At 66.5% G+C, this 24,239-nt stretch carries 22 protein-coding genes and 1 pseudogene; 13 read left to right on the top strand and 10 right to left on the bottom strand.

Features of this window, described 5'->3' with window-relative positions; all coding sequences use genetic code 11:
- Positions 1 to 55: 55 nt before the first annotated feature.
- Both sucD and sucC read right to left on the bottom strand, forming a co-directional pair.
- A complete protein-coding gene (gene sucD / locus AC4ELH_RS33140) occupies positions 56 to 958 on the bottom strand; it encodes a succinate--CoA ligase subunit alpha (RefSeq protein ID WP_044520139.1) in 903 nt (300 codons plus the stop codon).
- A 12-nt stretch (positions 959 to 970) separates the two neighbouring features.
- Positions 971 to 2,134: an ADP-forming succinate--CoA ligase subunit beta gene (sucC, locus tag AC4ELH_RS33135; protein WP_498889063.1), complete on the bottom strand. Its 1,164-nt coding sequence runs from the start codon at positions 2,132 to 2,134 to the stop codon at positions 971 to 973.
- 282 nt (positions 2,135 to 2,416) lie between these two features.
- Here sucC and AC4ELH_RS33130 point away from each other — a divergent pair, with 282 nt between their 5' ends.
- The 3 genes from AC4ELH_RS33130 to AC4ELH_RS33120 are packed head-to-tail and all read left to right on the top strand — an operon-like array spanning position 2,417 to position 5,080.
- A complete protein-coding gene (locus AC4ELH_RS33130; RefSeq protein ID WP_498889061.1) occupies positions 2,417 to 3,505 on the top strand; it encodes a M23 family metallopeptidase in 1,089 nt (362 codons plus the stop codon).
- Positions 3,506 to 4,150, top strand: a complete 645-nt coding sequence (locus AC4ELH_RS33125; protein ID WP_498889059.1) for a hypothetical protein — start codon at positions 3,506 to 3,508, stop codon at positions 4,148 to 4,150.
- A 39-nt stretch (positions 4,151 to 4,189) separates the two neighbouring features.
- On the top strand, positions 4,190 to 5,080 hold the full coding sequence (locus AC4ELH_RS33120; protein WP_498889057.1) for a hypothetical protein: 891 nt from the start codon (positions 4,190 to 4,192) through the stop codon (positions 5,078 to 5,080).
- Here AC4ELH_RS33120 and AC4ELH_RS33115 read toward each other — a convergent pair.
- Entirely contained in the window at positions 5,070 to 6,263 is a 1,194-nt protein-coding gene (locus AC4ELH_RS33115; RefSeq protein ID WP_498889055.1) for a cytochrome P450, read from the bottom strand. The genes AC4ELH_RS33120 and AC4ELH_RS33115 overlap by 11 nt on opposite strands.
- A 192-nt stretch (positions 6,264 to 6,455) precedes the next feature.
- Between AC4ELH_RS33115 and AC4ELH_RS33110 the strand changes: the two genes are divergently transcribed.
- Genes AC4ELH_RS33110 through AC4ELH_RS33085 form a run of 6 tightly spaced genes read left to right on the top strand, consistent with a single transcriptional unit; the run spans position 6,456 to position 11,455 of the window.
- On the top strand, positions 6,456 to 7,415 hold the full coding sequence (locus tag AC4ELH_RS33110) for an ABC transporter substrate-binding protein (protein ID WP_498889053.1): 960 nt from the start codon (positions 6,456 to 6,458) through the stop codon (positions 7,413 to 7,415).
- On the top strand, positions 7,394 to 8,278 hold the full coding sequence (locus AC4ELH_RS33105; protein WP_498889051.1) for an ABC transporter permease: 885 nt from the start codon (positions 7,394 to 7,396) through the stop codon (positions 8,276 to 8,278). The genes AC4ELH_RS33110 and AC4ELH_RS33105 overlap by 22 nt, the downstream gene beginning before the upstream one ends.
- The gene (locus AC4ELH_RS33100; RefSeq protein WP_498889049.1) at positions 8,275 to 9,012 is read left to right on the top strand and encodes an ABC transporter ATP-binding protein; all 738 of its coding nucleotides are present in this window, start codon (positions 8,275 to 8,277) and stop codon (positions 9,010 to 9,012) included. Before AC4ELH_RS33105 ends, AC4ELH_RS33100 begins: the two co-directional genes overlap by 4 nt.
- Positions 8,996 to 10,588 carry an FAD-binding protein gene (locus AC4ELH_RS33095; RefSeq protein ID WP_498889047.1) on the top strand — a complete coding sequence of 531 codons (1,593 nt, stop codon included), beginning with the start codon at positions 8,996 to 8,998 and terminating at the stop codon, positions 10,586 to 10,588. The genes AC4ELH_RS33100 and AC4ELH_RS33095 overlap by 17 nt, the downstream gene beginning before the upstream one ends.
- Positions 10,585 to 10,995 (top strand): 4Fe-4S dicluster domain-containing protein, encoded by a 411-nt coding sequence (locus AC4ELH_RS33090; RefSeq protein WP_498889045.1) that lies wholly within the window; start codon positions 10,585 to 10,587, stop codon positions 10,993 to 10,995. The genes AC4ELH_RS33095 and AC4ELH_RS33090 overlap by 4 nt, the downstream gene beginning before the upstream one ends.
- Positions 10,988 to 11,455 carry a hypothetical protein gene (locus AC4ELH_RS33085; RefSeq protein ID WP_498889043.1) on the top strand — a complete coding sequence of 156 codons (468 nt, stop codon included), beginning with the start codon at positions 10,988 to 10,990 and terminating at the stop codon, positions 11,453 to 11,455. Before AC4ELH_RS33090 ends, AC4ELH_RS33085 begins: the two co-directional genes overlap by 8 nt.
- Positions 11,456 to 11,524: 69 nt before the next feature.
- Here the strand turns inward: AC4ELH_RS33085 and pcrA are convergent, their stop codons facing one another.
- Complete coding sequence (pcrA, locus tag AC4ELH_RS33080; RefSeq protein WP_498889041.1) at positions 11,525 to 13,861, bottom strand: DNA helicase PcrA; 2,337 nt, start codon at positions 13,859 to 13,861, stop codon at positions 11,525 to 11,527.
- A 1-nt stretch (position 13,862) separates the two neighbouring features.
- Between pcrA and AC4ELH_RS33075 the strand changes: the two genes are divergently transcribed.
- The 3 genes from AC4ELH_RS33075 (at position 13,863) to AC4ELH_RS33065 (ending at position 16,391) form a co-directional block, all read left to right on the top strand.
- The gene (locus AC4ELH_RS33075; protein ID WP_413784957.1) at positions 13,863 to 14,174 is read left to right on the top strand and encodes a chorismate mutase; all 312 of its coding nucleotides are present in this window, start codon (positions 13,863 to 13,865) and stop codon (positions 14,172 to 14,174) included.
- Between the two features lie 106 nt (positions 14,175 to 14,280).
- Entirely contained in the window at positions 14,281 to 15,468 is a 1,188-nt protein-coding gene (locus tag AC4ELH_RS33070) for a DUF6973 domain-containing protein (protein ID WP_448441901.1), read from the top strand.
- 14 nt (positions 15,469 to 15,482) lie between these two features.
- Entirely contained in the window at positions 15,483 to 16,391 is a 909-nt protein-coding gene (locus AC4ELH_RS33065) for a hypothetical protein (protein ID WP_448441899.1), read from the top strand.
- A gap of 5 nt (positions 16,392 to 16,396) precedes the next feature.
- Here the strand turns inward: AC4ELH_RS33065 and AC4ELH_RS33060 are convergent, their stop codons facing one another.
- Positions 16,397 to 18,454 (bottom strand): SGNH/GDSL hydrolase family protein, encoded by a 2,058-nt coding sequence (locus AC4ELH_RS33060; RefSeq protein ID WP_448441897.1) that lies wholly within the window; start codon positions 18,452 to 18,454, stop codon positions 16,397 to 16,399.
- Positions 18,455 to 18,486: 32 nt separating this feature from the next.
- On the bottom strand, positions 18,487 to 19,935 hold the full coding sequence (locus AC4ELH_RS33055; protein WP_055117260.1) for an NAD-dependent succinate-semialdehyde dehydrogenase: 1,449 nt from the start codon (positions 19,933 to 19,935) through the stop codon (positions 18,487 to 18,489).
- A 50-nt stretch (positions 19,936 to 19,985) separates the two neighbouring features.
- On the opposite strand from AC4ELH_RS33055, the gene pgi reads away from it, so the two are divergent.
- Positions 19,986 to 21,647: a glucose-6-phosphate isomerase gene (gene pgi / locus AC4ELH_RS33050; protein ID WP_498889037.1), complete on the top strand. Its 1,662-nt coding sequence runs from the start codon at positions 19,986 to 19,988 to the stop codon at positions 21,645 to 21,647.
- Positions 21,648 to 21,674: 27 nt separating this feature from the next.
- On the opposite strand, the gene AC4ELH_RS33045 is transcribed toward pgi, so the two are convergent.
- The 4 genes and pseudogenes from AC4ELH_RS33045 to AC4ELH_RS33030 form a co-directional block, all read right to left on the bottom strand.
- Positions 21,675 to 22,088, bottom strand: a complete 414-nt coding sequence (locus AC4ELH_RS33045) for a hypothetical protein (RefSeq protein ID WP_236734927.1) — start codon at positions 22,086 to 22,088, stop codon at positions 21,675 to 21,677.
- A gap of 449 nt (positions 22,089 to 22,537) precedes the next feature.
- Complete coding sequence (locus AC4ELH_RS33040) at positions 22,538 to 23,287, bottom strand: SDR family oxidoreductase (protein WP_044520156.1); 750 nt, start codon at positions 23,285 to 23,287, stop codon at positions 22,538 to 22,540.
- Positions 23,288 to 23,329: 42 nt separating this feature from the next.
- Positions 23,330 to 23,818, bottom strand: a complete 489-nt coding sequence (locus tag AC4ELH_RS33035) for a zinc finger domain-containing protein (RefSeq protein WP_498889525.1) — start codon at positions 23,816 to 23,818, stop codon at positions 23,330 to 23,332.
- Positions 23,819 to 23,941: 123 nt separating this feature from the next.
- A pseudogene (locus AC4ELH_RS33030) lies at positions 23,942 to 24,199 on the bottom strand (DNA-formamidopyrimidine glycosylase family protein); the annotation flags it as partial.
- Positions 24,200 to 24,239 lie beyond the last annotated feature (40 nt).

Raw genomic sequence — 24,239 nt, 5'->3', positions numbered from 1 at the left:
CTCGCGCCAAAAGAAAAGGCCCCCGCCGTAGCGGGGGCCTTTCCGTTGCAAAGACTTACAGGTTTGCGAGCAGCTCGCGCGCCTTGGCGGCGGTCTCGGACGGCGTCTTGCCGACCTTCACGCCCGCGGCCTCCAGGGCCTCCTGCTTGCCGGCGGCGGTGCCCGCACCGTCGGACACGATGGCGCCGGCGTGGCCCATCGTCTTGCCCTCGGGAGCGGTGAAGCCCGCGACGTAGCCGACGACCGGCTTGGTCACGTTCGCCTTGATGTAGGCCGCGGCCTTCTCTTCTGCGTCGCCACCGATCTCACCGATCATCACGATCAGCTTGGTCTCGGGATCCTTCTCGAACGCCTCGATGGCGTCGATGTGGGTGGTGCCGATGACCGGGTCGCCACCGATGCCGATGGCGGTCGAGAAGCCGAGATCGCGCAGCTCGTACATCATCTGGTAGGTCAGCGTGCCGGACTTCGACACCAGCCCGATCGGGCCCTTGCCGGTGATGTTGTTCGGCGTGATGCCGACCAGCGACTCGCCGGGGGTGATGATGCCGGGGCAGTTCGGACCGATGATGCGGGTCTTCTCGCCCTTGTCGACGTTGTAGGCCCACGCGTAGGCGCTGTCCTGCACCGGAATTCCCTCGGTGATGACCACCAGCAGCGGAATCTCGGCGTCGATGGCCTCGATGATGGCGTCCTTGGAGAACGCCGGCGGCACGAAGGCGATCGACACGTCAGCGCCGGTCTCCTTCATGGCCTCGGCGACCGAGGCGAACACGGGCAGCTCGACGTCGTTGCCGTCTTTGTCCTTGTGGGACACGGTGGTTCCGGCCTTGCGGGCGTTCACGCCGCCGACAACCTGGGTGCCGGCCTTGAGCATCAGGGCGGTGTGCTTGGTGCCCTCGCCGCCGGTGATGCCCTGGACGATGACCTTGGAGTCCTTGTTCAAAAAGATCGACATTGCAGCAGTCCCTTACTTGTTCGCCAGCTCGGCGGCCTTGTCGGCGCCTGCGTCCATGGTCTCGGCCTGGACAACCAGGGGATGGTTGGCCTCGGCCAGAATGCGCCGGCCCTCTTCGACGTTGTTGCCGTCCAGGCGGACGACGAGCGGCTTGTTGGCCTCGTCACCGAGGATCTGCAGCGCCTTGACGATGCCGTTGGCCACCGCGTCACAGGCGGTGATGCCGCCGAACACGTTGACGAACACGCTCTTGACCTGGCTGTCGTTCAGGATGACGTCGAGGCCGTTGGCCATGACCTCGGCCGACGCGCCGCCGCCGATGTCGAGGAAGTTGGCCGGCTTCACGCCGCCGTGCTTCTCGCCCGCGTAGGCGACCACGTCCAGCGTCGACATGACCAGACCGGCACCGTTACCGATGATGCCCACCTCGCCGTCGAGCTTGACGTAGTTGAGGTCGTTCTCCTTGGCCTTGAGCTCCAGGGGATCGGTCGCGTCCTTGTCCTCGAACTCGGCGTGGCCGGGCTGACGGAAGTCGGCGTTGGCGTCCAGGGTGACCTTGCCGTCCAGGGCCAGGATCTGGTCGTCGGGCGTACGCACCAGCGGGTTGACCTCAACCAGGGTGGTGTCCTCGCCGACGAACACCTCCCACAGCTTCTGGATGGTCACGGCCGCGGCGTCGAGCACCTCGGCGGGCAGGTGACCCTGCTCGGCGATCGAGCGCGCGAAGGCCAGATCGACACCCTTGACGGCGTCGACGGGAACCTTGGCCAGCCGCTCGGGCTTGGTCGCGGCGACTTCCTCGATCTCCATGCCGCCCTCGACCGAGCACATGGCCAGGTAGGTCCGGTTGGAACGGTCGAGCAGGAAGGAGATGTAGTACTCCTCGGCGATGTCGCTCGCCTCGGCCACCAGCAACTTTTTGACGACGTGACCCTTGATGTCGAGACCGAGGATGTTGGTCGCGTGCTCGAGGGCGTCCTCAGGGGTGGCTGCGTACTTCACGCCGCCGGCCTTACCGCGGCCGCCGACCTTCACCTGTGCCTTGATCATCACGGGCTTGCCGATTTCGGTGGCGATCGCCTTGGCGTCCTCGGCCGAGTCGGTCACGCGGCCCGGGGTCGTGGGGACGTTGTGCTTGGCGAACAGCTCTTTTGCCTGATATTCGAAGAGATCCATGTGCTTCCTAGATAGGCGTTGTCTGTCTGCTTGGCTTCTAGCGCGCTTCGAAGCTGCCCGGTCCGCATACCTCTGACGGGCCCGCAGGCACTTTATCCATCACCGAGTGATGGGCTAGCATCGCCTCCGGCTCATGTGGTAGATCTCACCGCCCATGGGAGGTGATACGGATCACATTCCGACGCGGAATAGACCCATAAGTTGCCACCATCATTGGGATTTGGTTAACGTGCCTCTGGTCCAGATAACGTTCAGGTCACGACGAAGAAGGATTCTCGAGTCTTGCCGCAGCATCGTTCGTCCGCAGCTCCGCGAGGAGTGCCGACGGACGCGCGCCGCCGCAGGCGCCGGGTTTCCCCTGACGAACTGGATGCTGCGGAGATCACCGACGTCATCCCCTTCAGCGCTTTCGAAGCGTTCGATGCCCCTCCCGGCCAGGATGATCACGGATCGGACGATCACGAATCCAACATCATCTATGCCCCGGAGCTCGACGATCTAAACGACACCGACGACCTGGTGCCCGTCCGCCTCGCCGTCCCCTCCCGCTTCCGTCCCGAGGCCGGCACCGAGCGCGGCTCCCGTTACGCGTACCGCGACAGCCACACCGACGTGAGCGACGGCGTCGCCGCCACCGACGTGATCAACCTGTCCGGCCGCCGCGGTGCCCACCGCAAGGAGCACGCCGGCGCCGTCAAGAGCCGCCTGATGATCGCCGCCATGGCCGCGGGTGCCACCGCCGCCGGCGCCTACTCGCTCAGTAATCCCACCGAGACCAACGCCGACGACACGATCCTGGCCTCCGAGGGCAGCCACATCGAAGGCGCCTCCGTCACCGGCTCGGTGGACGGCATGCAGATCGTCTCGGTCTCCTCGACCGCCGACACCTCGGTGCACGCCGAAGAGATCACGAAGGCCGCCGCCTTCGCCCAGGAACGCGCCGAGCGCGAGGCCCGGCTGTCGCGCCCACTGTTCGTCATGCCCACCAAGGGTTACGTCTGGACCTCGAACTTCGGCTACCGCTGGGGCGTGCTGCACGCCGGCATCGACCTCGCGAGCCCGATCGGCACCCCGATCGTGGCGGTCTCCGACGGCGTCGTCATCGCCTCGGGCCCGACCGCCGGCTACGGCGCGTGGGTCAAACTCCGCCACGCCGACGGCACCGTCACGCTCTACGGTCACATCAACACGTGGCTCGTCAGCGTGGGCGACCGGGTGATGGCCGGCGACCAGATCGCCACCGTCGGAAACCGGGGCTATTCCACCGGCCCCCACCTGCATTTCGAGGTGCTGCAGAACGGCACCAGCCGCATCGATCCGGTGCCGTGGCTGTCAAAGCGAGGCCTCAGCCTCGGCAGCTATGTTGGCTGAGTGAGCGACGACGGTCAGATACCAGCCGATCACCCTGACGAGGACGACGACCGCACCCGCATCATCCGGCGTCAGCCGCAGGACCCGGTTTCCCGGCCCGTACCCGTGGCCGACGATCCCCACACAAGCATCATCCGGCGTCATCCCACCGGTGCCGTTCCCACCGCGGGCAGCGCGGAGCCCCAGACCAGCCTGATCGGCCGCGCGGACGACGACGCCAGCACGAGCTATGTGCCCCGCGCCCGGCCCGTGATCGTCCCGCGCACCCCGGCGGGTGCCAATCCGCGCACGGCGATCGTGGCGGCCACGTTGGCCATCCTCAGCGGCTGGGCCACCGGCGTGATCGCCACGGACCTGATCGCAGGGTGGTGGCGCACCGACCGATTGTTCTGCGTCGCCATCGGTTTCCTGGCGGCGATCTCGGCTGCAGCAACCATCGGCGGGCTCATCGCATTGTTGCTGCGGCGCCGGATGGGCCGTCTCCTGGTCGTCGTCGGTGCGGTCATCGGCCTGCTGATCTTCGGCAGTCTGTTCATCGCCGGGGCCCGACTGCATCCCGTCGTCTACGCGATGCCGGCCCTTCCGCTGGCCGCCATCCTGTTCACCGTGTTGCCCGCGACCGGACGCTGGAGCGCGCGCCGATAGGCGCCCGGTCCGCACGGTGACCGCTGTTAGGTTTGCGCGATGCGCCCCACTGCGTTGACCGCGATTGCCCTGACCTGTGTCAGTGGTGTCCTGGGAATCGTCGCGACACTGCGTGCGCTGATCGTGGCCTGGTACGCCATCGGCTACGGTTTCAGCTTCAACCCGCTTCGCTTCTGCCACTCGATCTTCAACCTTGTCGCGCTGGGTGCGGTGACGGTGGCGCTGTTCGCCGGTGCAGTGCTGCTGGAACGGCGCAACCCGCGGGGACGGGTCGTGGTGATCGCGGCCAGCGCGACGGTGATCGTGCTGTCGCTGATCGAGTTGGGTGTATGGGCCATGTCGTCCGGTCAGAGCATGCTCGGGGTGCATCGTTGGGTGTGGTTTGCCCTGGCCATCGCCACGCTGATCGTCGCACCCTTCGTGTCGAGCGAATCTCGTTGCACTGCAGGCGGTCCAGAGGTCGTCACACCCCAGCCCAGCCGGTGGGCCAACCTGCTCGTTGCGGCACTGGCTGTAGCGATGGCCGCCTACCAGCTGTGGCTGGTCACAAGGCAGTTCGACGACAGCTTGCATTATGTCTCGAACTTGACGGACCTGCTGCCGACTTCGCCGAGCGCGACATGGGCGCTGGCGATGGTGGAACCACCGATCGCCGCGGCAGTCGCGGCACTGACGCTGATTCTCGGTGCAGTGCTGATCTCCTTCGGTGCCACCGCCGGCCGGTACGCCGTGATCGCCGGTTGCATTCTCACGGTGGCGCAAGGCATCTTCGGCTGGACTGATCTGGATCGGCTCTTCTTCGAGATCGGAGCCACCGATCTGACACCGATCTTCGCCCCGCGTTCGGCGTCGGTGGTGGTGCTCACGCTCACTGTGCCGGTGGTGACCGCGGTACTGGCGGCGGCGGCACCACGACCCTCTAGAACTTGACCGGCAGCCGCGCCCATCCGCGAACGCTGGACGTGTGGGCGCGGAAAGCGTTGGGGTAGTCCACTTCCCAGTCTGGCCACCGCTTGAGCACCTCCTCGAAGGCCACCCGGGCCTCCAGCCGGGCCAGTGCCGACCCCAGACAGAAATGCAGGCCCTGCCCGAAGCTCAGGTGTCCGCCGGTGCGGTGGATGTCGAACCGGTCGGGATCGGTGAACTTCGACTCGTCACGATTGGCCGATCCGTTGAGCAGCAACATGTACGAGCCCTCAGGGATGGCCTGTCCGTAGTGCTCGACATCCTGGGCGACGTACCGGGCCTGCACCGGTGACGGCGGTTCGAAGCGCAACGTCTCCTCCACCGCACCCGGGATGAGGCTCGGGTCGGCCACCAGCTCGCGCCGTTGGTCGGGATGTTCACCGAGCAGCTGCCCCATGAAACCGATGAGCCGAGCAGTGGTTTCGCCGCCCGCGCCGGCGATCATCGCGGTGTACGCCAGCACCTCGGTGCGTTCCAGCTTGCGCCGGGTGCCGTCGGGTTCGTCGATCTCGGCGTTGAGCAGCTCGGTCATCAGGTCGTCGGAAGGATGGGTGGCCCGCCAGTCGATGTACTCCGAGAACATCGCCAGGGACTCCACGAACACCGTCGCACTGACATCGGTGGTCGCGTCGGAGAGTGCGATGTTCTTGTCGGTGCTGGCGCGGATCTGCTCCTGACCTTCCTCCGGAATACCCAGCAGATAGCCGATGGTCCGCATCGGCATGAACGCCCCGAGGTCGGCGACGAAGTCCAGTCCGTCCTGCCCGCGAAGGGGATCCAGCGCCTTCGCGCAGAAGTCGCGCACCAGGTCCTCGACGGCCAGCATGCGGCGTGGCGTGAAGACTTTCGACAGCAGTCGACGATGAAGATCGTGCAGCGGGGGGTCCTCGAACAACAGGATGCCCGGTGGAACCTCGATGCCGCTGAACAGGATGTCGGCCGTCGTGCCCCGCCCGGACCGGTAGGCCTGCCAGTTGGGCAGTTCGCGGGCCACGTCGTCCCAGCGGCTCAGCGCATAGAAGTTGTACTTCTCGTTGTAGTAGAGCGGCGCCTCGCTGCGCATCCGCTTCCAGATGGGGTAGGGATCGTCGTCGATGTCGTTGTCGAACGGGTCGTAGTACAGCTCCACAGCCTGTTGCGTCGTCACCGATCCATATCCCCATCCACGTGGTACCAAATAGTTGTTCCACCGTACTGTGCCGTTCGCTGAGCGGTCAATCACCCGCTCACAGGGTTCTTCCAGTCAAGCTGAGCCAAACCGTCGACCCGAAATCGAGCCGGGCGTCTACTGGGGCGGATTCGCGTGTGCTCACGCCTTGACCCTCGGAGGCCCGCTCCCATGTTCAACCGCCTGTTGCGCACCGCTTTTGCGCTCGCCATCCTCGCCACCGCCGTCTCCTGCAGTGCCAACGGCGACAACGCCGACGGCTACACGCTGCGGGTCGGGGCCACCTCGGTGACCGGTACGCCCGCGGGCTCGCTGGGCTGGGGCGACAAGCAGGGCATCCTCACCGACCAACTCAAATCCGCCGGGGTCGGCAAGATCGAGTACTCGTTCTTCCAGTCCGGTAGCGATGTCGCCTCCGCCCTGTTCGCCGGAGCCATCGACGTGGCGGCCATCGGAGACAACCCGGGCCTGCGGGCCCGGAGTCGCGACCCGAAAGTGGTGCTGCTGTCCCTGGATTCGGTGAACGGCGACGCCTGGTTGGTGGGCGCCAAGGGCGGACCCACGGAGATCAAGGGCCTGGTCGGCAGGGACATCACCGCCCCGCAGGGCACGATCCGTGACCGGGCCGCCCGACAACTCATCGATGCCGCAGGGCTGACCGGCCAGATCCACGTCAGGGACGTTCCCACCCCCGAGTCCATCGCCGGACTGAGTTCCGGGAAGATCGACGCGGCAGTCGTGACCGGCGCCAGCGCGGCCGAGCTCGAATCCAAGGGCTTCCCGATCATCGACAGCCTGTCGCGGCACGGCTTCGGCAGCACCGGCACCAACATCGCCCTGCGCTCGTTCACCGACGCCCACCCCGAGTTCATCGGCTCCTGGCAACAGGCCGTCACCAGCGTCAACCGCGACATCACCGAGAACTTCGACGACTACCTGGCCTGGGTCGCGCAGACCGACGACACCGACCTGAAGTTCGTCCAGAAGTCCACCCGCGCCGAGGAGTTCAACACCGAACCGTTCCCCCAGGTCGGCGTGGACCAGCTCGAGGCCGCCTACCAGTTCCTCAACGCCGACGGATCGTTCGACCACGAATACTCGGTCCGGGAATGGGCCGGGGCCAAGTCATGACCGCAGCGACCGTCGTCCAGGCCCCGACCACCCGTCCGGAACTCATCGAGGTCGTCGGTGGCCGTGGCCGACGAAAAGGCCTGTGGGCACGCCTACCTCGACCGGTTCGCCGGCTGGTGAGCCCGGCACTCATCCTCGCGATCTGGACCGTCGGCTCGATGACGGGGCTCCTCAATACCGACCTCTTCCCACCTCCGACCGAGGTGGCGGCCACCGCGTGGCGCCTGCTCGGCGACGGCCAACTCGCCACCCACGTCGGCACGTCGGCGGTCCGGGTGCTGACCGGCACGGTGCTCGGCATCCTCATCGGGGTCGCGCTCGCGATCCTGGCCGGGCTCACCCGTACCGGCGAGGACCTGCTCGACTGGACCATGCAGATCCTCAAGGCGGTACCGAATTTCGCGCTGACCCCATTGCTGATCATCTGGATGGGCATCGGCGAGGGCCCCAAGATCGTGCTGATCACCACCGGGGTGGCGATTGCGATCTACATCAACACCTATTCCGGAATCCGCGGTGTGGACCGGCAACTCGTCGAGATGGCCCAAACCTTGGAAGCGCCACGGCACACCTTGATCACCCAGGTGATCCTGCCCGGTGCGATGCCGAATTTCCTGGTCGGCCTGCGGCTCGGGCTGTCCAGCGCGTGGCTCAGCCTGATCTTCGCCGAGATGATCAACACCACCCAGGGCATCGGCTACCTGATGTCGCGGGCCCAGACCAACCTGCAGTTCGATGTGTCGCTGCTGGTGATCGTCATCTATGCAGTCGCGGGACTGCTGTCCTACACGCTGGTGCGGGTACTTGAACGGCTCCTGCTGTCCTGGCGCAACGGTTTCGAGGGTCTGGGAGCGCCGGCATGAGTTCACCGGTCGTCGAGGTGCACGGCCTGCGGCGCGCCTTCGGTGATCAGCAGGTGCTCGACAACCTCGAATTACAGATCGACGACGGTGAATTCGTCGCGATGCTGGGCCGGTCCGGGTCCGGGAAGAGCACACTGCTGCGGGTGCTGGCCGGCCTCGACGATCAGGTCACGGGCTCGGTGAAGGTGCCTCGCTCACGGGCGGTGGTGTTCCAGAACCCGCGGCTGCTGCCATGGCGGCGTGCCCTGGCCAACGTGACCTTCGCATTGCCCGACGCCGGACCCGATGCCCCCAGCCGGGCGGCGCGCGGGCGGTCCGCACTCGAAGAGGTGGGCCTCACCGCGAAAGCAGGCAGCTGGCCGTTGTCCTTGTCCGGCGGTGAGGCGCAACGGGTTTCACTGGCCCGCGCGCTGGTCCGCGAACCCGACCTGTTGCTGCTCGACGAGCCGTTCGGCGCGCTCGACGCGTTGACCCGGCTCAAGATGTACGGGCTGCTACACGAATTGTGGTCCCGCAGACACATGGCGGTCCTGCACGTCACCCATGACGTCGACGAGGCGATCCTGCTGGCCGACCGGGTGGTGGTCCTCTCGGACGGGCGGGTATCGCTGGACCGCCGTGTCGGACTGTCCTTCCCCCGCACCCGCAGCGACGACGGGTTCGACGAATTGCGCCATGTGCTGTTGGCCGAACTCGGTGTCCGAGAGGAAGTAGGCCATGACCGCTCCCGTTGACCCCGATGCGCTGGTCACCGATGTCCTGGTGATCGGCGGCGGCCCCGCCGCCACCTGGGCCGCCATCTCGGCCACCGAATCCGGTGCCCGGGTCATCCTGGTGGACAAGGGCTACTGCGGCACCAGCGGAGCCACCGCCGCCGGTGGCAACAACCTGTGGGCCATCGGTCCCGGCCCTCGGCGCGAGGATTCGGTACGCGAGCGTGAGCTGGCCGCCGGCCGGATCACGGACTCCGAGTGGATGTTCCGGGTATTGGCCACCTCGTGGGACCGGCTCGAGCAGCTCTCCGAGTGGGGCTATCCGTTCCCGGTGGGCGCCGACGGTCGCGAGATGCGCAGCAGTCTGCAGGGCCCGGAGTACATGCGCCGGATGCGCCGCAAGGCCCACCGCAGCGGCGTGCTGATCCTCGACCATCACCCGGCGCTGGGCCTGACCGCCGACCGCGACGGTGTCGTCACCGGTGCCACCGGCATCGCCAGGCAGGACGGCGGCCGGCCGTGGCAGGTCACCGCGGGTGCCGTCGTGCTGGCCACCGGCGGAACGGCCTTCCTGTCCGGCACCTTCGGGACCAACGTCGATACCGGCGAGGGTCTCCTGATGGCGGCCGAACACGGCGCGCACCTGTCCGGCATGGAGTTCTGCACGGCCTACGCGCTGGCGCCCGAATGGGGTGTGCACACCAAGGGCCGAATGCTGCAGTGGGGGAGCTTCTATGATGAACACGGCCGGCCCTTCACCACCCAACGTGGGCTGAGTGGGCGTCAGGACGCGCAGCGGGCACTCACCCGCGGCGAGCGGGTGTTCGCCCGACTGGATCGGGCCCCCGAACACATCCGGCAGACCATGCGCGATGCTCAGCCGAACTACTTCCTGCCGTTGGACAAGGCCGGCATCGACCCGTTCACGACGGCGTACCCGGTCCGAATGGTCTACGAGGGCTCGGTGCGTGGCACCGGTGGACTGCGGCTGGTCGGGCCGGATTGCGCGACAACGGTTCCCGGACTGTACGCGGCAGGGGACGCCGCGACCCGCGAGCTCATCACCGGCTCGCTGTCGGGCGGCGGCAGTCGCAACGGCTCCTGGGCAATCGCGTCGGGCACCTTCGCCGGCCGGGGTGCTGCGGAGTTCAGCCGCACCCGACGGGTCGAACCGGCTGCGGCGATACCGCCCACGGGGCGGTCACGCTCCGGTGCGCCGACCATCGACGAGGTGGTCGCGGCGGCACAGTCGCATGTCCTGCCGCCACAGCGCAGCTACCTGAAATCAGCTGAGCGGCTTCGCCAATCGGCCAGAGCACTGGAGACCCTCTGGCGTGACATCGCCGACGGTCTCGCCCCGGTTCCGGCACGTGCGGTCTACAAGCAGCGCCAGGCGGTCGCCATGGTGGCAGCCGCGCGCTGGATCACTGCCGCATCTCTGGCCCGGCCCGAGACCCGCGGCCTGCACCGGCGTGAGGATCTGCCCGAATCGAATCGCCGCTTCGAGCACCGCATCCTGGTCGGCGGTCTCGATGACGTCTGGACCACCCCTGATCCCGTTGCCCCGCAGCTCATCTCCTCGGAGGCCGTGGCGTGATCGAGATCGTCAGCACCACCGCGTGCATCAAATGCGACGTCTGCGTGAAGGTGTGTCCCACCGACGTCTTTGACCGTGGCCCCGACGGCGTGCCCGTCATCGCCCGCCAGTCCGATTGCCAGACCTGCTTCATGTGCGAGGCTTACTGCCCCACCGATGCGCTCTATGTCTCGCCGGTGTCGGCGCCTGTCGGCGCCGACAGCCCGCACGCGACGGAATCCGCCGTCGCCGAGGCAGGCCTGCTCGGCGGCTACCGCGAGATGGTGGGCTGGGGTCGGGGCCGCTCCCCCGGCTCCCGGCTGGACCAGAATCCGGTGTTGACCTCCGTTCCACCTCTGGCCGAGCCGCGGCTCAGCGCCCCGGCGGTGTTGGCCGACGGCCCCTGGCATCATCAGGGACATGCCTGACGACGTCACTCCTGATGACACCGATACGGCGCCGCCCGAGAACAAACTATTGCTCCGGGGAGCAATCCTGTTCGCCCGCCTGGCATTGGCCACCTCGTTCCTGTCCGCCGTTGCCGACCGGTTCGGTCTGTGGGGACCGCCGGGCACGCCCAATGTCGGCTGGGGGAACTTCGAGTCCTTCACGGCCTACGTGCATGTCCTGGCGCCTTACCTCACCGGAGCGCTGGTCGACATCGTCGCGTGGGGTGCGACGGTCGTCGAAGTCGTCCTCGCCGTGTGGCTACTGCTGGGAGTTGCCCTGCGGTGGGCCGCTTTCGCCAGTGCGGCAACGTTGCTCATCTTCGGTGTCTCGATGTTCGTCTTCGCCGGATACGAGACACCGTTCAGTGCGTCTGTCTTCACCGCCGCCGCGGCGGCCTTGCTCGTCGGCTCGGCACCTTCGGCACGCAGTCCTCGTTGATTCTGCGAGCACGGCGCAAAAGTACGACAGACCTACGCCGTCAGCGCAGAGTCAACGGGTTGGGAAGCGTCAGAGCTTCTGCACCGGCGCGTGATTGTGCATGAGCTTGACCCGACCCCCACTGCCGAAGTCGATCAGAGACATCGCCAGATCGCCCACGCCCGTGACTTCCTCGACGCGGCCCAACCCGTACTTGTCGTGGGTGACCCGATCGCCGGGCTCCAACGTGATGATCGGACGGTTCCGCGCCGGCGCGGGCCGTGACGGGGAAGGACGCGGGGTGCCGTAGCGGCCGGCGTTGCCGACCGGCGCACTCATCGACGACGGCTGCTCGATGCGTCGCCAGTTGATCAGGTCTTCGGGAATCTCCCGCAGGAAACGAGATTCCGGGTTCAGCATCGGCTGCCCCCACGACGAACGCACCTTGGCCCGCGAGAGGTACAGCCGCTTGCGGGCCCGGGTGATGCCGACGTAGGCCAACCGACGTTCCTCGGACAGCTCGTTGGGATCGCCGAGAGCCCGCATGTGCGGGAACATGCCGTCCTCCCAGCCCGTGACGAACACCGCCGGGAATTCCAGCCCCTTGGCGGTGTGCAGCGTCATCATCGTGACCACACCTGCACCGTCTTCGGGAATCTCGTCGGCGTCGGCCACCAACGAGACCCGCTCCAGGAACTGGGCCAGCACACCGGTGTCGGGGATGTCCTCGTCGACCGGCTCGCCCTCACCCTGCTCGGCCAGTGCCCGGGCATTGGCCAGATCCGTGCTGAACTCGTGTGCGACGCTGACCAATTCGTTGAGGTTGTCCAGCCGGGCCAGATCCTGCGGATCACTGGAGGCCTCCAGTTCGCGGCGGTAGCCGGTGCGCTCCAGCACGGCCTCCACCAGATCTCCCAGCTCGTCGTCGAGCTTGGCCCGCAGCTGGTCCAGCATCTCCACGAAGCTCGCGATGGCCTTCTCCGAGCGGCTGTTGAGCATCGGCACCCGCCCCTCGGCGGCCGCCTGCAACGCATCGTTGAAGTTTGCGCCGGTGTTCTCGGCGTAGACCGCGACGCACGCCTCGGCCCGGTCGCCGATGCCACGGCGGGGGGTGTTGAGGATGCGACGCATGCTCACCGCGTCACCCGGATTGTCGAGCACCCGTAGGTAGGCGACGATGTCTCGGATCTCGCGGCGTTCGTAGAACCGCACGCCGCCGACGACCTTGTACGGGATGCCGGCGCGGATGAACACTTCCTCCAGCGCTCGCGAGGAGTTGTTGGTCCGGTAGAACACCGCGACGTCCGAATACTTGAGGCCCTCACTGTCGGTCAGCGAGTCGATCTCCTCGGCCACGAAGCGGGCCTCGTCGTGCTCGTTGTCGGCGACATAGCCGACGATCAGCTCACCCTCGCCCTCCTCGGTCCACAGCCGCTTCTCGCGGCGGCCCGTGTTGCGGGCGATCACCGAGTTGGCCGCATTCAGGATGGTCTGGGTGGAGCGGTAGTTCTGCTCGAGCAGGATCGTGGTCGCGTCCGGGTAGTCGCGCTCGAAGTCCTCGATGTTGCGGATCGTCGCGCCGCGGAACGCGTAGATGGACTGGTCGGCGTCACCGACGACACACAGTTCCGACGGGGCCACCCCGTCCTTCTCGTCGAGGTGGTGCCCGACCAGCTCACGCACCAACACGTACTGCGCGTGGTTGGTGTCCTGGTACTCGTCGACCAGGACGTGGCGGAACCGGCGCCGGTAGTACTGGGCGATCTGCGGGAAGGCCTGCAGGATCCCGACCGTCTCCCCGATCAGATCGTCGAAGTCCAGCGCATTGGCCGCGCGCAGCCGACGCTGGTACTCGCCGTAGACCTGCGCGATGATGCCGGCCATCTCCTCGGCCGCCTCCGACGCCTCGGCCGCGGCCTGCTCGGGTCCGATCAGCTCGTTCTTCAGGTTCGAGATGCCGTTGGCCAGCAGCCGCGGCGAGTACCGCTTGGTGTCCAGCCCCATGTCCTTGCCGATCATCATCAGCAGGCGACGGGAATCGTCCGAGTCGTAGATCGAGAAGTTGGAGTTCAGTCCCGGCAGCAGTGACGCCTGATTGCGCAGGATCCGCACGCAGGTGGAGTGGAACGTCGAAACCCACATGTTCCTGGCTCTGGGGCCCACCAGCTGGACCACGCGCTCGCGCATCTCGGCCGCGGCCTTGTTGGTGAACGTGATCGCCAGGATCTGCCCGACCCCGACGTCACGGGCCGCCAGCAGATAAGCGATACGCCTGGTCAACACCGCCGTCTTACCCGACCCAGCACCGGCAACGATCAACAGCGGCGACCCTTGGTGCAGCACTGCCTGGCGCTGCTGAGGGTTCAAGCCATCAAGAAGTTGATCAACATCTGCAGCAACTGGCGAGGCGACGGGGGAAGTGGTCATCTTGCGTTCAAACTTACCGCCGAGCGGGGACAGTTTTGCGCTGGCACGGGCCGACTGGGACGATCAGCCTGTGCCTGAGATCGATGACCTGCGCCGCGAGATCGACGAACTCGACGCGACCATCCTTGCCGCCGTCCAGCGACGCGCCGAGGTTTCCAAACTGATCGGCAAGGCCCGAATGGCCTCCGGCGGCACCCGCCTGGTGCACAGCCGCGAGATGCAGGTCATCGAGCGCTACAGCGTGCTCGGCCCCGAGGGCAAGGACCTGGCCATCCTGCTGCTGCAGCTCGGACGCGGCCGCCTGGGTCACTAGACCCCCGCACCCGGCTCACCGGTTCGGGCGAGCCTGACAAATTGCTGTCAAGACGCTGCCGTAGTCGCCCCGATAATTGGTGGGTGACAACCGGGGGGCGGCATCGATGAGCGTGCTCGAAGCTTTTCTGACGACGTACCAAACTGCACGGTCGAACTTCGGTGACGACACACCTCTGCAGTCCGGCGCCCCCTTGTTCGAAGGCAGCGCAGCCGTCGATGCCGTCGCGAGGGACACGGCGGGAACCATGCCCGGGGATGCGTGGAGGGGTACCGCGTCCGAGGCATACGAGGACGCCAACAACAAGAACGTCGCGAAGATGAGGGCATTCGCCGCCCTCGATCAACGTCTCGGCTCCCAGATCGACGCGTCCGCCTACGCTGTCAAGCGCGGACGCGAGAATCTGGTCTCGGTGCATGACCAGGTGGTCAGCTTGGCCAACTCGGTGCCGCCGGGTCCGCTCCGCGAGACGATGCTCCTGCCGATCGTCGCCGCCGGCATGGGCCAGATCGCCGAAGTCGTGGGTCGCACCACGGCCGATCTCTCGGACATCGGCAAGGACATCACCGAAATCGCCAACGAGTACCAGAAGCTCGGAGCGGGCGAGAGCGCCGGATCGACTATGGAGGAGGATCCCCGCAAGAAGCTCGAAGACATCCTGCGCGAATACCAGGTCAAAGACGATCGGAAGCTACCGCAGTGGATGATCGACCAGCTCGGGAAGTTGATTGGCGACAAACGCGCAGGGTATGCCGGGCTCACGTTCGGCGAATACCAGCTCCTCCTTGAACTGGGTGCGACCCAAGGACCTCAGGCGGTCATGGACTTCTTCGATATGAAGGAGGCCGCGGAACAAGAGGCAATCCGCAGGTATCCTCCCCCTGCCCCTGACGCCACCACTGACAATCACACCGACGCGTTCAGACACACGTATTGGAATGCACTGATGACGCAGCGGTTCGGTGAGGAGTGGACCCGCAAGTTCGCCACCGCTCATGAACGCCGACCGGGTGAACCGGCACCGCGCGAGGCGATGGATCTATACAACAACGAGATCGGCCGCCAGATCGGGATGACTCATGCGAATGCGACAACTGAGGAGCTCGCCGATCTCGTCCAAACGACAGTGGACAACGGCGACAGTGTGATCGTGACCAAGGACGGCGCAGGCCTGACCTGGAGTAATGACCCGAGCTTGCCGAAAGGCGAGTTCGGGGGCAATCCCGAAGGCCGGGCACCTGGCAATCCGACCCCCTACCCGACCGAGGGCCGAACCCCGGGAGTACCAAGATGACGAAGAGGACGGCCATGATTGTCCTGCTCGTCGCCGGTCTACTCAGCGGATGCTTCTTCGGCCCCGGCAAAGACAACGGCGCCGAGAGGCTGAAGGACACCATCGCCGCCATGCCCGGCGTCACCAGCGCGGGCTTTGCGACAAACGACGCGGAACTGGCCACCGTCACGCTGCCGAATCTCTTTGTGACGATGGCAAGCGCGACGCCCGGGCAGATCCGCGCGGTCGTCGACACGCTCAAGAACAATCCCGATGAGGATCTCGAGACCGTCAATATCCGTGTCGCTGAAAAACCCTTGATTCTCGTCAGCGGCACGGTCGCGAATCTCGATGCCGGTCAGTTCGTCGACGATGTCGAGCGGCTACGTCGACTCACCCCGGCGGTGGGCCCAACTGCGGTGATGAAGTGGACACGCGACGATATCCCGGACGGCAACCTCTATGTCTCACGCGAATCGCCGTTGCCGGGCACACTCGGCATGATTCGGGAAAGCCTGGGCGGCATTGGTCTGGCCGAGATCTACCCGGGCGCATCGAGCAGCGTGCAGCGCTGGCGCATCTATTTCCCGTTCTCACCTGATGAAGAACGCCGCGTCAGCTCTCAGCTCGACTCGCTTCCCCTTCAGGTGGGCGCGGTGACGGTCAGTTCCGGTGTCATCACCGAACTCAATGTCGCGGTCACCGACGTCCAGGCGGTCGAACCGGCGATGAAGGATGCCATCAGCCGGCTCGGCGCCGGACCTGACTCACCATTGATGTTGAGCTGGCAGGTCGGCCAGATCTTCCTTCCCGCGGCGCCCGACGGAACAGTGCACGTGGGCGCTTGCGGATATCCGAGTACACCCTACGGGGACAATTTGTCGCCAGAGGAAAAGGCGCTGCAGGAGCGCGTCCGCGAGCAGTACGACTCCTGCCCTCGCTAGATCGACTAGCGTCCCGCCGGTTTGGCAGGCGCCTTCAGCGAGTCGAGCAGCCACGGCGTCAGCCACTGCACGGCCTCCGAGGTCGGGTGCACACCGTCGCTGCGCATCCGCACCCCGTCGATCTTCGCGGTGTACTTGCCGTCCGGGTTGAGCTTGGCGTTGAAATCCAGCACCGACACGTTGGGCCGTTGCCCGACCACATTGCGCAGCATGGTGTTCCAGGCCTGCACCCGGCCCGGCTGATCCTCGGGATATAGCGTCCCGTCCGACCGTTCGCCGCGTCGGTTGTAGGGCGCCGTCGTCACCACGACACGGGCGCCGGTCGAGCTCAGGATGTCCAGCGCGCGCTGCAACTCACCTTTGAGGTAGGCGTCGTAGGCGTCGTTGCCGACGTGCGTCCACCGGCCCTTCCAGGTGCGGTCCACAACCTCCCAGCGCCCGATCATCAGCAGCACGGTCTGCGGGCGGTCGTGTGCGATCCGCTGCGCCCAGCGTTCCGGCCAGGAGTCACACTCCGGCTTCTGGTTCAGCGTCTCCCCGGCCGACCGGTACGGTCCGCCGCGGGCGATGCCGCAGCCGATGGTGGTGTAGTCGCTGAAATGAAAACCAGGCGTGGCAGGCAGATAGCGCATCAGAGTCCAGGCCACCGAGTCGCCGAACACCGCAACGGTTTGCGTGCCGGGCGGCAGCGCCGGCGGTGGTCCCACCGGGACGGCCCGCTCGGCGCCGATGTCCTGCTCCGAGGCGGCCGCAGCCATCACGTCCGGGCCGGCGGGGCGGGTCGGAACACCGACCGGGACGAATGTCATCGTCACCACCGCCGCGGTGGCCACCGTCGCCGCCGCCAGCCGCAGCATCGGGACGTGCTGTGGGCGCCAGTGCCGGACCGGCTGTTCGATCGCCCACCACGACACCCATGACACCGCGATCGTCACCGCACACCGCAACGCCAGCAGCGACCAGCCGGAAAGCCCGGTGCGTTCGCCGTTGAGGATCAGAAAGATCGGCCAGTGCCACAGGTAGACGCCGTAAGAGATGACGCCGAGGGTGACCAGCGGGAACCAGGCCAACGCCCGCGCGACGTAACCGTCCTGGTCCAACGCGACGGGGGCGACGACGAGCACCGCACCCACGGCCACCGCGATCAGCAGCCCGTGATGGAACTCGTCGGCACTGCCGGTCGCGAGGTGCGCGGCCAGCGCCAGCACCGCGATTCCGATCACCGGCAACGTCCAGGCGACCCATCGCCGCCATCGGGTCCGGATCAGCGTGCCCGACACCGTCAGCGCCGACCAGTCCCGCACCAGCAGCGCCGCGGCAGCCGCACCGATCAGCAGCGCCTGCGCCCGGGTGTCGGTGCCGAAGTACACGCGGTTGAGCTCACCGGCGTCGCCGGACAACCAGATCGCCGCTGCCGCCGAGCCGGCCATGCCGAGGACGGAGAGGACGAACACCACCGCGCGGACAGCGCCCGTCGAGCGGCGGCGCACCAGCAGCGCAGCGGCCAGCACGAGCAATGGCCACAGCAGGTAGTACTGCTCCTCGACCGCCAGCGACCAGGTGTGCTGCAACGGCGAGGGCGTGGCGCCCTGGCTGAAGTAGTCGGTGTCCGCGGCGACGAACACCCAGTTGGCCATCCAGAAGAACGCACCGACCGCATCCTCTCGGAGCGAGGTCACCGCTTCGGAGGGGAACAACGGCCGGGCGATCACGACGGCCAAGGTCATCAGCACCATCGCCGGCAGCAGGCGCTTGGCCCGGCGGATCCAGAAGCCTTTGAGATCGATGCGCTCGGTGCGGCGGAACTCGTCGAGCAAGAGCGAGGTGATCAGGAATCCGCTGAGCACGAAGAAGACGTCGACGCCGATGAAACCTCCGGCCACACCCGGCACCCCGCCGTGACCGGCCAGCACCAGGGCCACCGCGATCGCGCGGATGCCGTCGAGTGCCGGGATGTCTCGGCGGATGGAGGCACGCCGACGCCGACTGGCAGCACGGACCGGCGCCGCAGTCACGTCATGCCCTCCCGTCGTGGCGTCCGAGCCCCAGAGTTTAGGGGGCATCGGGCGCCGAATCGGGAAGGCGCGACGAGGCGCTAACGGGTTAGCGCAATATATTTCGTGTCGAGGTATTCCTCGATGCCCTCGATGCCGCCCTCACGGCCGAAGCCGGATTCCTTGATGCCGCCGAACGGGGCAGCCGCATCGGAGATGACACCGCGGTTGATTCCGACCATGCCGGATTCGATGCCCTCGGCCACCCGCAGCGCACGGTCCAGTGACTGCGTGTAAACGTAAGCAGCCAAGCCGTATTGGGTGTTGTTCGCGGCGGCCACACCTTCGTCCTCGGTGTCGAAGCCCGTGATCGGGGCGACGGGACCGAAGATCTCCTCCTTGAGGATGCGGGCGTCGGCGGGCACATCGGCCAGCACCGTGGCCGGGTAGAAGTTGCCCGGGCCGCCGGGGGCGACGCCGCCGACGGCGACCGTCGCACCTTTCGACACCGCGTCGGAGACGAGTTCGGTGACGGTGGCGACCTGCTTGGAGTTGATCAGTGGACCCAACGTGGACGCGGGGTCGATGCCCTTGCCGAGGGTGAACTCGCTCATCCGCTTGACGAGCTTGTCGGTGAACTCCTCGCGCACCGAGTTCGCGACGTGAAAACGGTTGGCGGCGGTGCAGGCCTCGCCGCCGTTGCGCATCTTGGCCAGGATCGCGCCGTCCACCGCCGCGTCGACGTCGGCGTCGTCGAACACGATGAACGGGGCATTGCCGCCCAACTCCATCGACGTGCGCAGGAGCTTGTCGGCGGATTGCTTCACCAGTGCCTTGCCCACCCCGGTCGATCCGGTGAAGGTGAGCTTGCGCAGCCGGCCGTCGTCGATCAGTGCGGTGGTCACCGCACCCGGATCGCTGGTCGGCAACACCGAGAGCACGCCCTTGGGCAGGCCGGCCTCATCCATCAGCTTGGCCAGCAGCAGCATCGTCAGCGGGGTTTCCTGCGCGGGCTTGACGATCATGGTGCAGCCCGCGGCGAAGGCAGGCCCCATCTTGCGGGTGCCCATGGCCAGCGGGAAGTTCCACGGTGTGATCGCGTAACACGGGCCGACGGCCTGCTTGGTGACGAGGATTCGCCCGGTACCCGCAGGCGCCGGGGTGAAGCGGCCGGCGATGCGCACCGCCTCCTCGGAGAACCAGCGGAAGAACTCGGCGCCGTAGGCGACCTCGCCCTTGCTCTCGGCGACGACCTTGCCCATCTCCAGGGTCATCAGCGCGGCGATGTCGTCGGCGCGTTCGGTGATCTTCTCGAACACCGAGCGCAGGATCTCGCCTCGCTTGCGCGGCGCGGTGGCTGCCCATTCGGCCTGCACCGCACATGCGGCGTCCAGCGCGGCGACCGCATCGGCGGCGGTCGCGTCGGCCACCGTGGCCAACACCTGATCGTCGCTCGGGTCGAGCACATTGAACGTCGAGGCGGCCTGGCGTTCTTCACCACCGATCCACAGACCCGTGGGCACGGATGAAATCAAGTCTTCAATGGCCATACATCCATCATGTACACCTTCGAATCAAGCACCGCACTAAGGTCAGCAGAATGAGTGCTGACATCACCGCAACCCCCGCATGGCAGGCATTGTCGAAGCACTACGACGAGATCCGCGACATTCATCTGACGGAGCTTTTCGCCGAGGATCCGGCCCGCGGAACCGAACTGGTGTTGACGGTCGGCGATCTCTACATCGACTACAGCAAGCACCGCGTCACCCGCCGCACTCTGGAATTGCTGGCTGACCTGGCGCGCGCCGCCGGACTGGAGGCCCGCCGCGCGGCGATGTTCGCCGGGGAGCACATCAACACCTCCGAGGACCGCGCGGTGCTGCACACCGCACTGCGGTTGCCTGCCGATGCGGCCTTGACGGTTGACGGCCAGGACGTGGTGACCGAGGTGCACTCTGTTTTGGATCGGATGGGCGATTTCACGGACCGGCTGCGCAGCGGCGAGTGGACCGGCGCCACCGGCGAGCGCATCAAGACCGTGGTCAACATCGGCATCGGCGGTTCAGACCTGGGGCCGGTGATGGTGTACGACGCGCTGCGCCACTACGCCGACGCAGGCATCAGTGCCCGCTTCGTGTCCAACGTCGACCCTGCCGACCTGGTCGCGACGCTGGCCGATCTGGACCCGGCCACAACGCTTTTCATCGTGGCCTCTAAGACGTTCTCCACACTCGAGACGCTGACCAATGCCACCGCCGCCCGCCGATGGCTGGTCGAAGGACTGGGCGGCGGTGCCGGACAGGAAGCCGTCGCCAAGCATTTCGTCGCGGTGTCCACCAACGCGAAGCTGGTGCAGGAGTTCGGCATCGACACCGACAACATGTTCGGCTTCTGGGACTGGGTGGGTGGCCGGTATTCGGTGGACTCGGCGATCGGGTTGTCCGTGATGGCCGTGATCGGCCGCGAGCGGTTCGCCGAATTCCTCGCCGGATTCCACCTGGTCGACGAGCACTTCCGTACCGCCCCGCTGGCCGAGAATGCTCCGGCACTGCTGGGGCTGATCGGCCTGTGGTACTCGAATTTCTTTGGCGCACAATCACGCGCGGTGCTGCCCTACTCCAACGACTTGTCGCGGTTCGCGGCATATCTGCAACAGTTGACCATGGAGTCCAACGGCAAATCGGTGCGCGCCGACGGCACCGCCGTCACCACCGACACCGGTGAGATCTTCTGGGGCGAGCCGGGAACGAACGGCCAGCACGCCTTCTATCAGCTGCTGCACCAGGGCACCCGCTTGGTACCGGCCGATTTCATCGGCTTCTCTCAACCGACCGACGACCTGCCCACAGCCGACGGCACCGGCAGCATGCACGACCTGCTGATGAGCAACTTCTTCGCCCAGACCCAGGTGCTGGCATTCGGCAAGACGGCCGAAGCGATTGCGGCAGAAGGGACACCGGCTGCGGTGGTGCCGCACAAGGTGATGCCCGGAAACCGACCGACGACGTCAATCCTGGCAACCAGGTTGACGCCGTCGGTCGTGGGTCAGCTCATCGCCCTCTACGAACACCAGGTGTTCACCGAGGGAGTTGTGTGGGGTATCGATTCCTTCGATCAGTGGGGCGTCGAACTGGGCAAGACGCAGGCGAAGGCGCTGTTGCCGGTGATCACCGAGTCGGAATCACCTGACACTCAGTCGGACTCGTCGACCGATGCGCTGGTGCGCCGGTATCGCGTCGAGCGCGGGCGCTCGGCTTAGGAGCGTCCCCGACCGAAGCGATCCCCGTTAGGGCATCCCCGGGACCGTCGCGCAGCCCACGTTCGGGATGCAACCGCTGGCGCCGCCGGGACCGGCTGTGCCACCGGGACCGCCGGGGATGGAGCCGGTAGCCCCACCGGGCCCCGCCGTTCCGCCCGGGCCGTAGGGAATCTCACCCGTCGCGCCACCGGGACCCGCCGAGCCGCCGGGGCCGTAGGGAATCGAGCCGCTGGCGCCACCCGGGCCTGCCGTGCCACCGGGACCACCCGGAATTTGGCCGGTGGCGCCGCCAGGCCCGGCGGTGCCAATGTCGGAGCACGCGGTGCCGTCGGCATTGACACAAGGCGGCGGAGCAGGCTCAGCCATGGCCACGGGGCCAAAGGCGACAGCACCTGCCGCAGCGCCTGCAAAGAGCATCGAGGCAATCAACTTTGTGGTCATAAAGGCTAACTACCCAAGTTCACCCGGTGCTGAAACCCCGCCCCGTCCAGAGCCCACCGACTGAAGGCCGCGGCGGGTAGGCGTGCCGGCGGAGGGGAGGGCCGTATAGACCTGCCCGCCTGTCCGCGACTTTTCAGCGACAATCGCCTCATAGATACCTTGGGTCACTCTGACCCCACGGCCGATTAGTACTTTTGTCACTCCAGCCAACTACAGCCACTTCAGCATCAGACTTCGGGCTGCCCGGCTATCAGCGACAGTGTCGCTAACAGGCGGGCACTGGACTGACGAACTCAGTGAGTCCAGTGGTGCTGGAGTGCCGAAAACCGCCAGCGACAATGTGGATGGCGATACCGATGTTGTTCAGGTGGCGATTGTCGCTGAGAAGTCGCGGACAGTCGGGCACATCGACATTCCTCGGGAATCTGCGACGGGAGTGATGCCTGTGGCTAGGCGAACCGCTTGGTGTACTTCGGTGGCAACAGCCTCATCACCTGGGTCAGCGGCGCCCACGGCCAGCGCGGGACCACGGCCCGGCCCTTCTCCTTTTCGATGGCCTCGACCATCGCCCGTACCCCGGTCTCGTTGTCGACCATGAGCATCGTGGTCGCCGACTTGGCGGTCATCTCCGACTCGATGTAGCCGGGCTCGATCACAGTCACCCGGATCGGGCCCTTGTCGTACTCGGCGCGCAGCGACTCGCCCAGCGAGGTCATGCCGGCCTTCGAGGCGCAGTAGGCGGCCTTGCCACCGGGCACACCGGTGTTGCCCAGGACGGACGAGATCAACACGAGATGACCGCTGCCGGACTTCTTGAACATCTCCAGCGCTGTCTCGATCTGCACCAGACCGGCGATCAGGTTGGTCTCGATGGTGGCCTTGTTCGCCCATGGCTTGCCCTCGCCCAGCGGCCAACCCTTGCCGATCCCCGCGTTGACGATCACGCGGTCGATTCCGCCGAGTTCCTCGGACAGCTCGCCGAACACCCTTGGCACGGCTTCATGGTCGTTGACGTCCAGCGCAGCGACGGCCACCTTGACGTAGGGGTGCCGGTCGGCCAGTTCGGCTTTGAGCTCATCGAGCCGCTCGGTGCGACGGGCACACAGCGCCAGGTCCCGGCCCTTGGCCGCGAATTGCCGGGCCATGCCCGCGCCCAGTCCAGAGCTGGCACCGGTGATGAGGATCTTCTGACGGGTCATCGCTGCAGGATAACCGAGTTAGACAACTGTCAAAAACGCGGACTACTTCAACAGTCGTGACATCCGGCGATCGGCCAGCACCTTGCCGCCGGTCTGACATGTCGGGCAGTACTGGAACGACTTGTCGGCGAAAGACACCTCCCGCACGGTGTCCCCGCACACCGGGCACGGCAGCCCGGTGCGGGCGTGCACGCGCAGGCCAGAGCGCTTCTCCCCTTTGAGCGTCGCGGCCTGCTGCCCCACCGACCGCGTCACCGCATCCGTGAGTACCGAGATCATGGCGTCGTGCAGCGCGCCGAGTTGGGCATCGGTCAGCTTGGCCGCGGTGGCGAACGGCGACAGCTTGGCCACGTGCAGGATCTCGTCGCTGTAGGCATTGCCGATCCCGGCGATCACCTTCTGATCGGTGATCACCGTCTTGATCCGCCCACTCTGCCCGGCCAGCGCACCGGCCAACCCGGCTGAATCCAGTGACAGCGCGTCCGGTCCGAGTGAGGCGATCTGCGGTACGTCGAGAGGATCGCCGACGATCCAGACCGCCAACCGCTTCTGGGTGCCGGCCTCGGTCAGGTCGAAACCCAACCCGTCACCCAGATGCACGCGCAGGGCGATCGGGCCCTTTCCCGACGGCTTCAGCGGGGTCGGTGACAGCTTGTCGGACCACCGCAACCACCCCGCCCGCGACAGGTGCGTGATGAGGTGAAAAGGACCCAACTCCGCGCCTAATTCGATACCGAGGTACTTGCCCCAGCGGTTCGCCCCGGTCACGGTCTGGCCGTGCAATGCCGTCGTCGGCGGGTCGAACGTCTTGAGCACCGACAACGCGGCCACGTCGATCCGGGTGACCACCCGGTCCGTCGCATGCCGACGCAAATGATCGGCCAGCGCCTCGACTTCGGGCAGTTCAGGCATGGCTCCAGTGTGTCAGCGAAACGCCGAGCATGCTGTAGAC

The sequence above is a fragment of the Mycobacterium shunyiense genome, assembly GCF_058270075.1.
The sequence above is the reverse complement of the archived record's forward strand: the minus strand, read 5'-3'. Positions and strand labels throughout refer to the sequence as shown.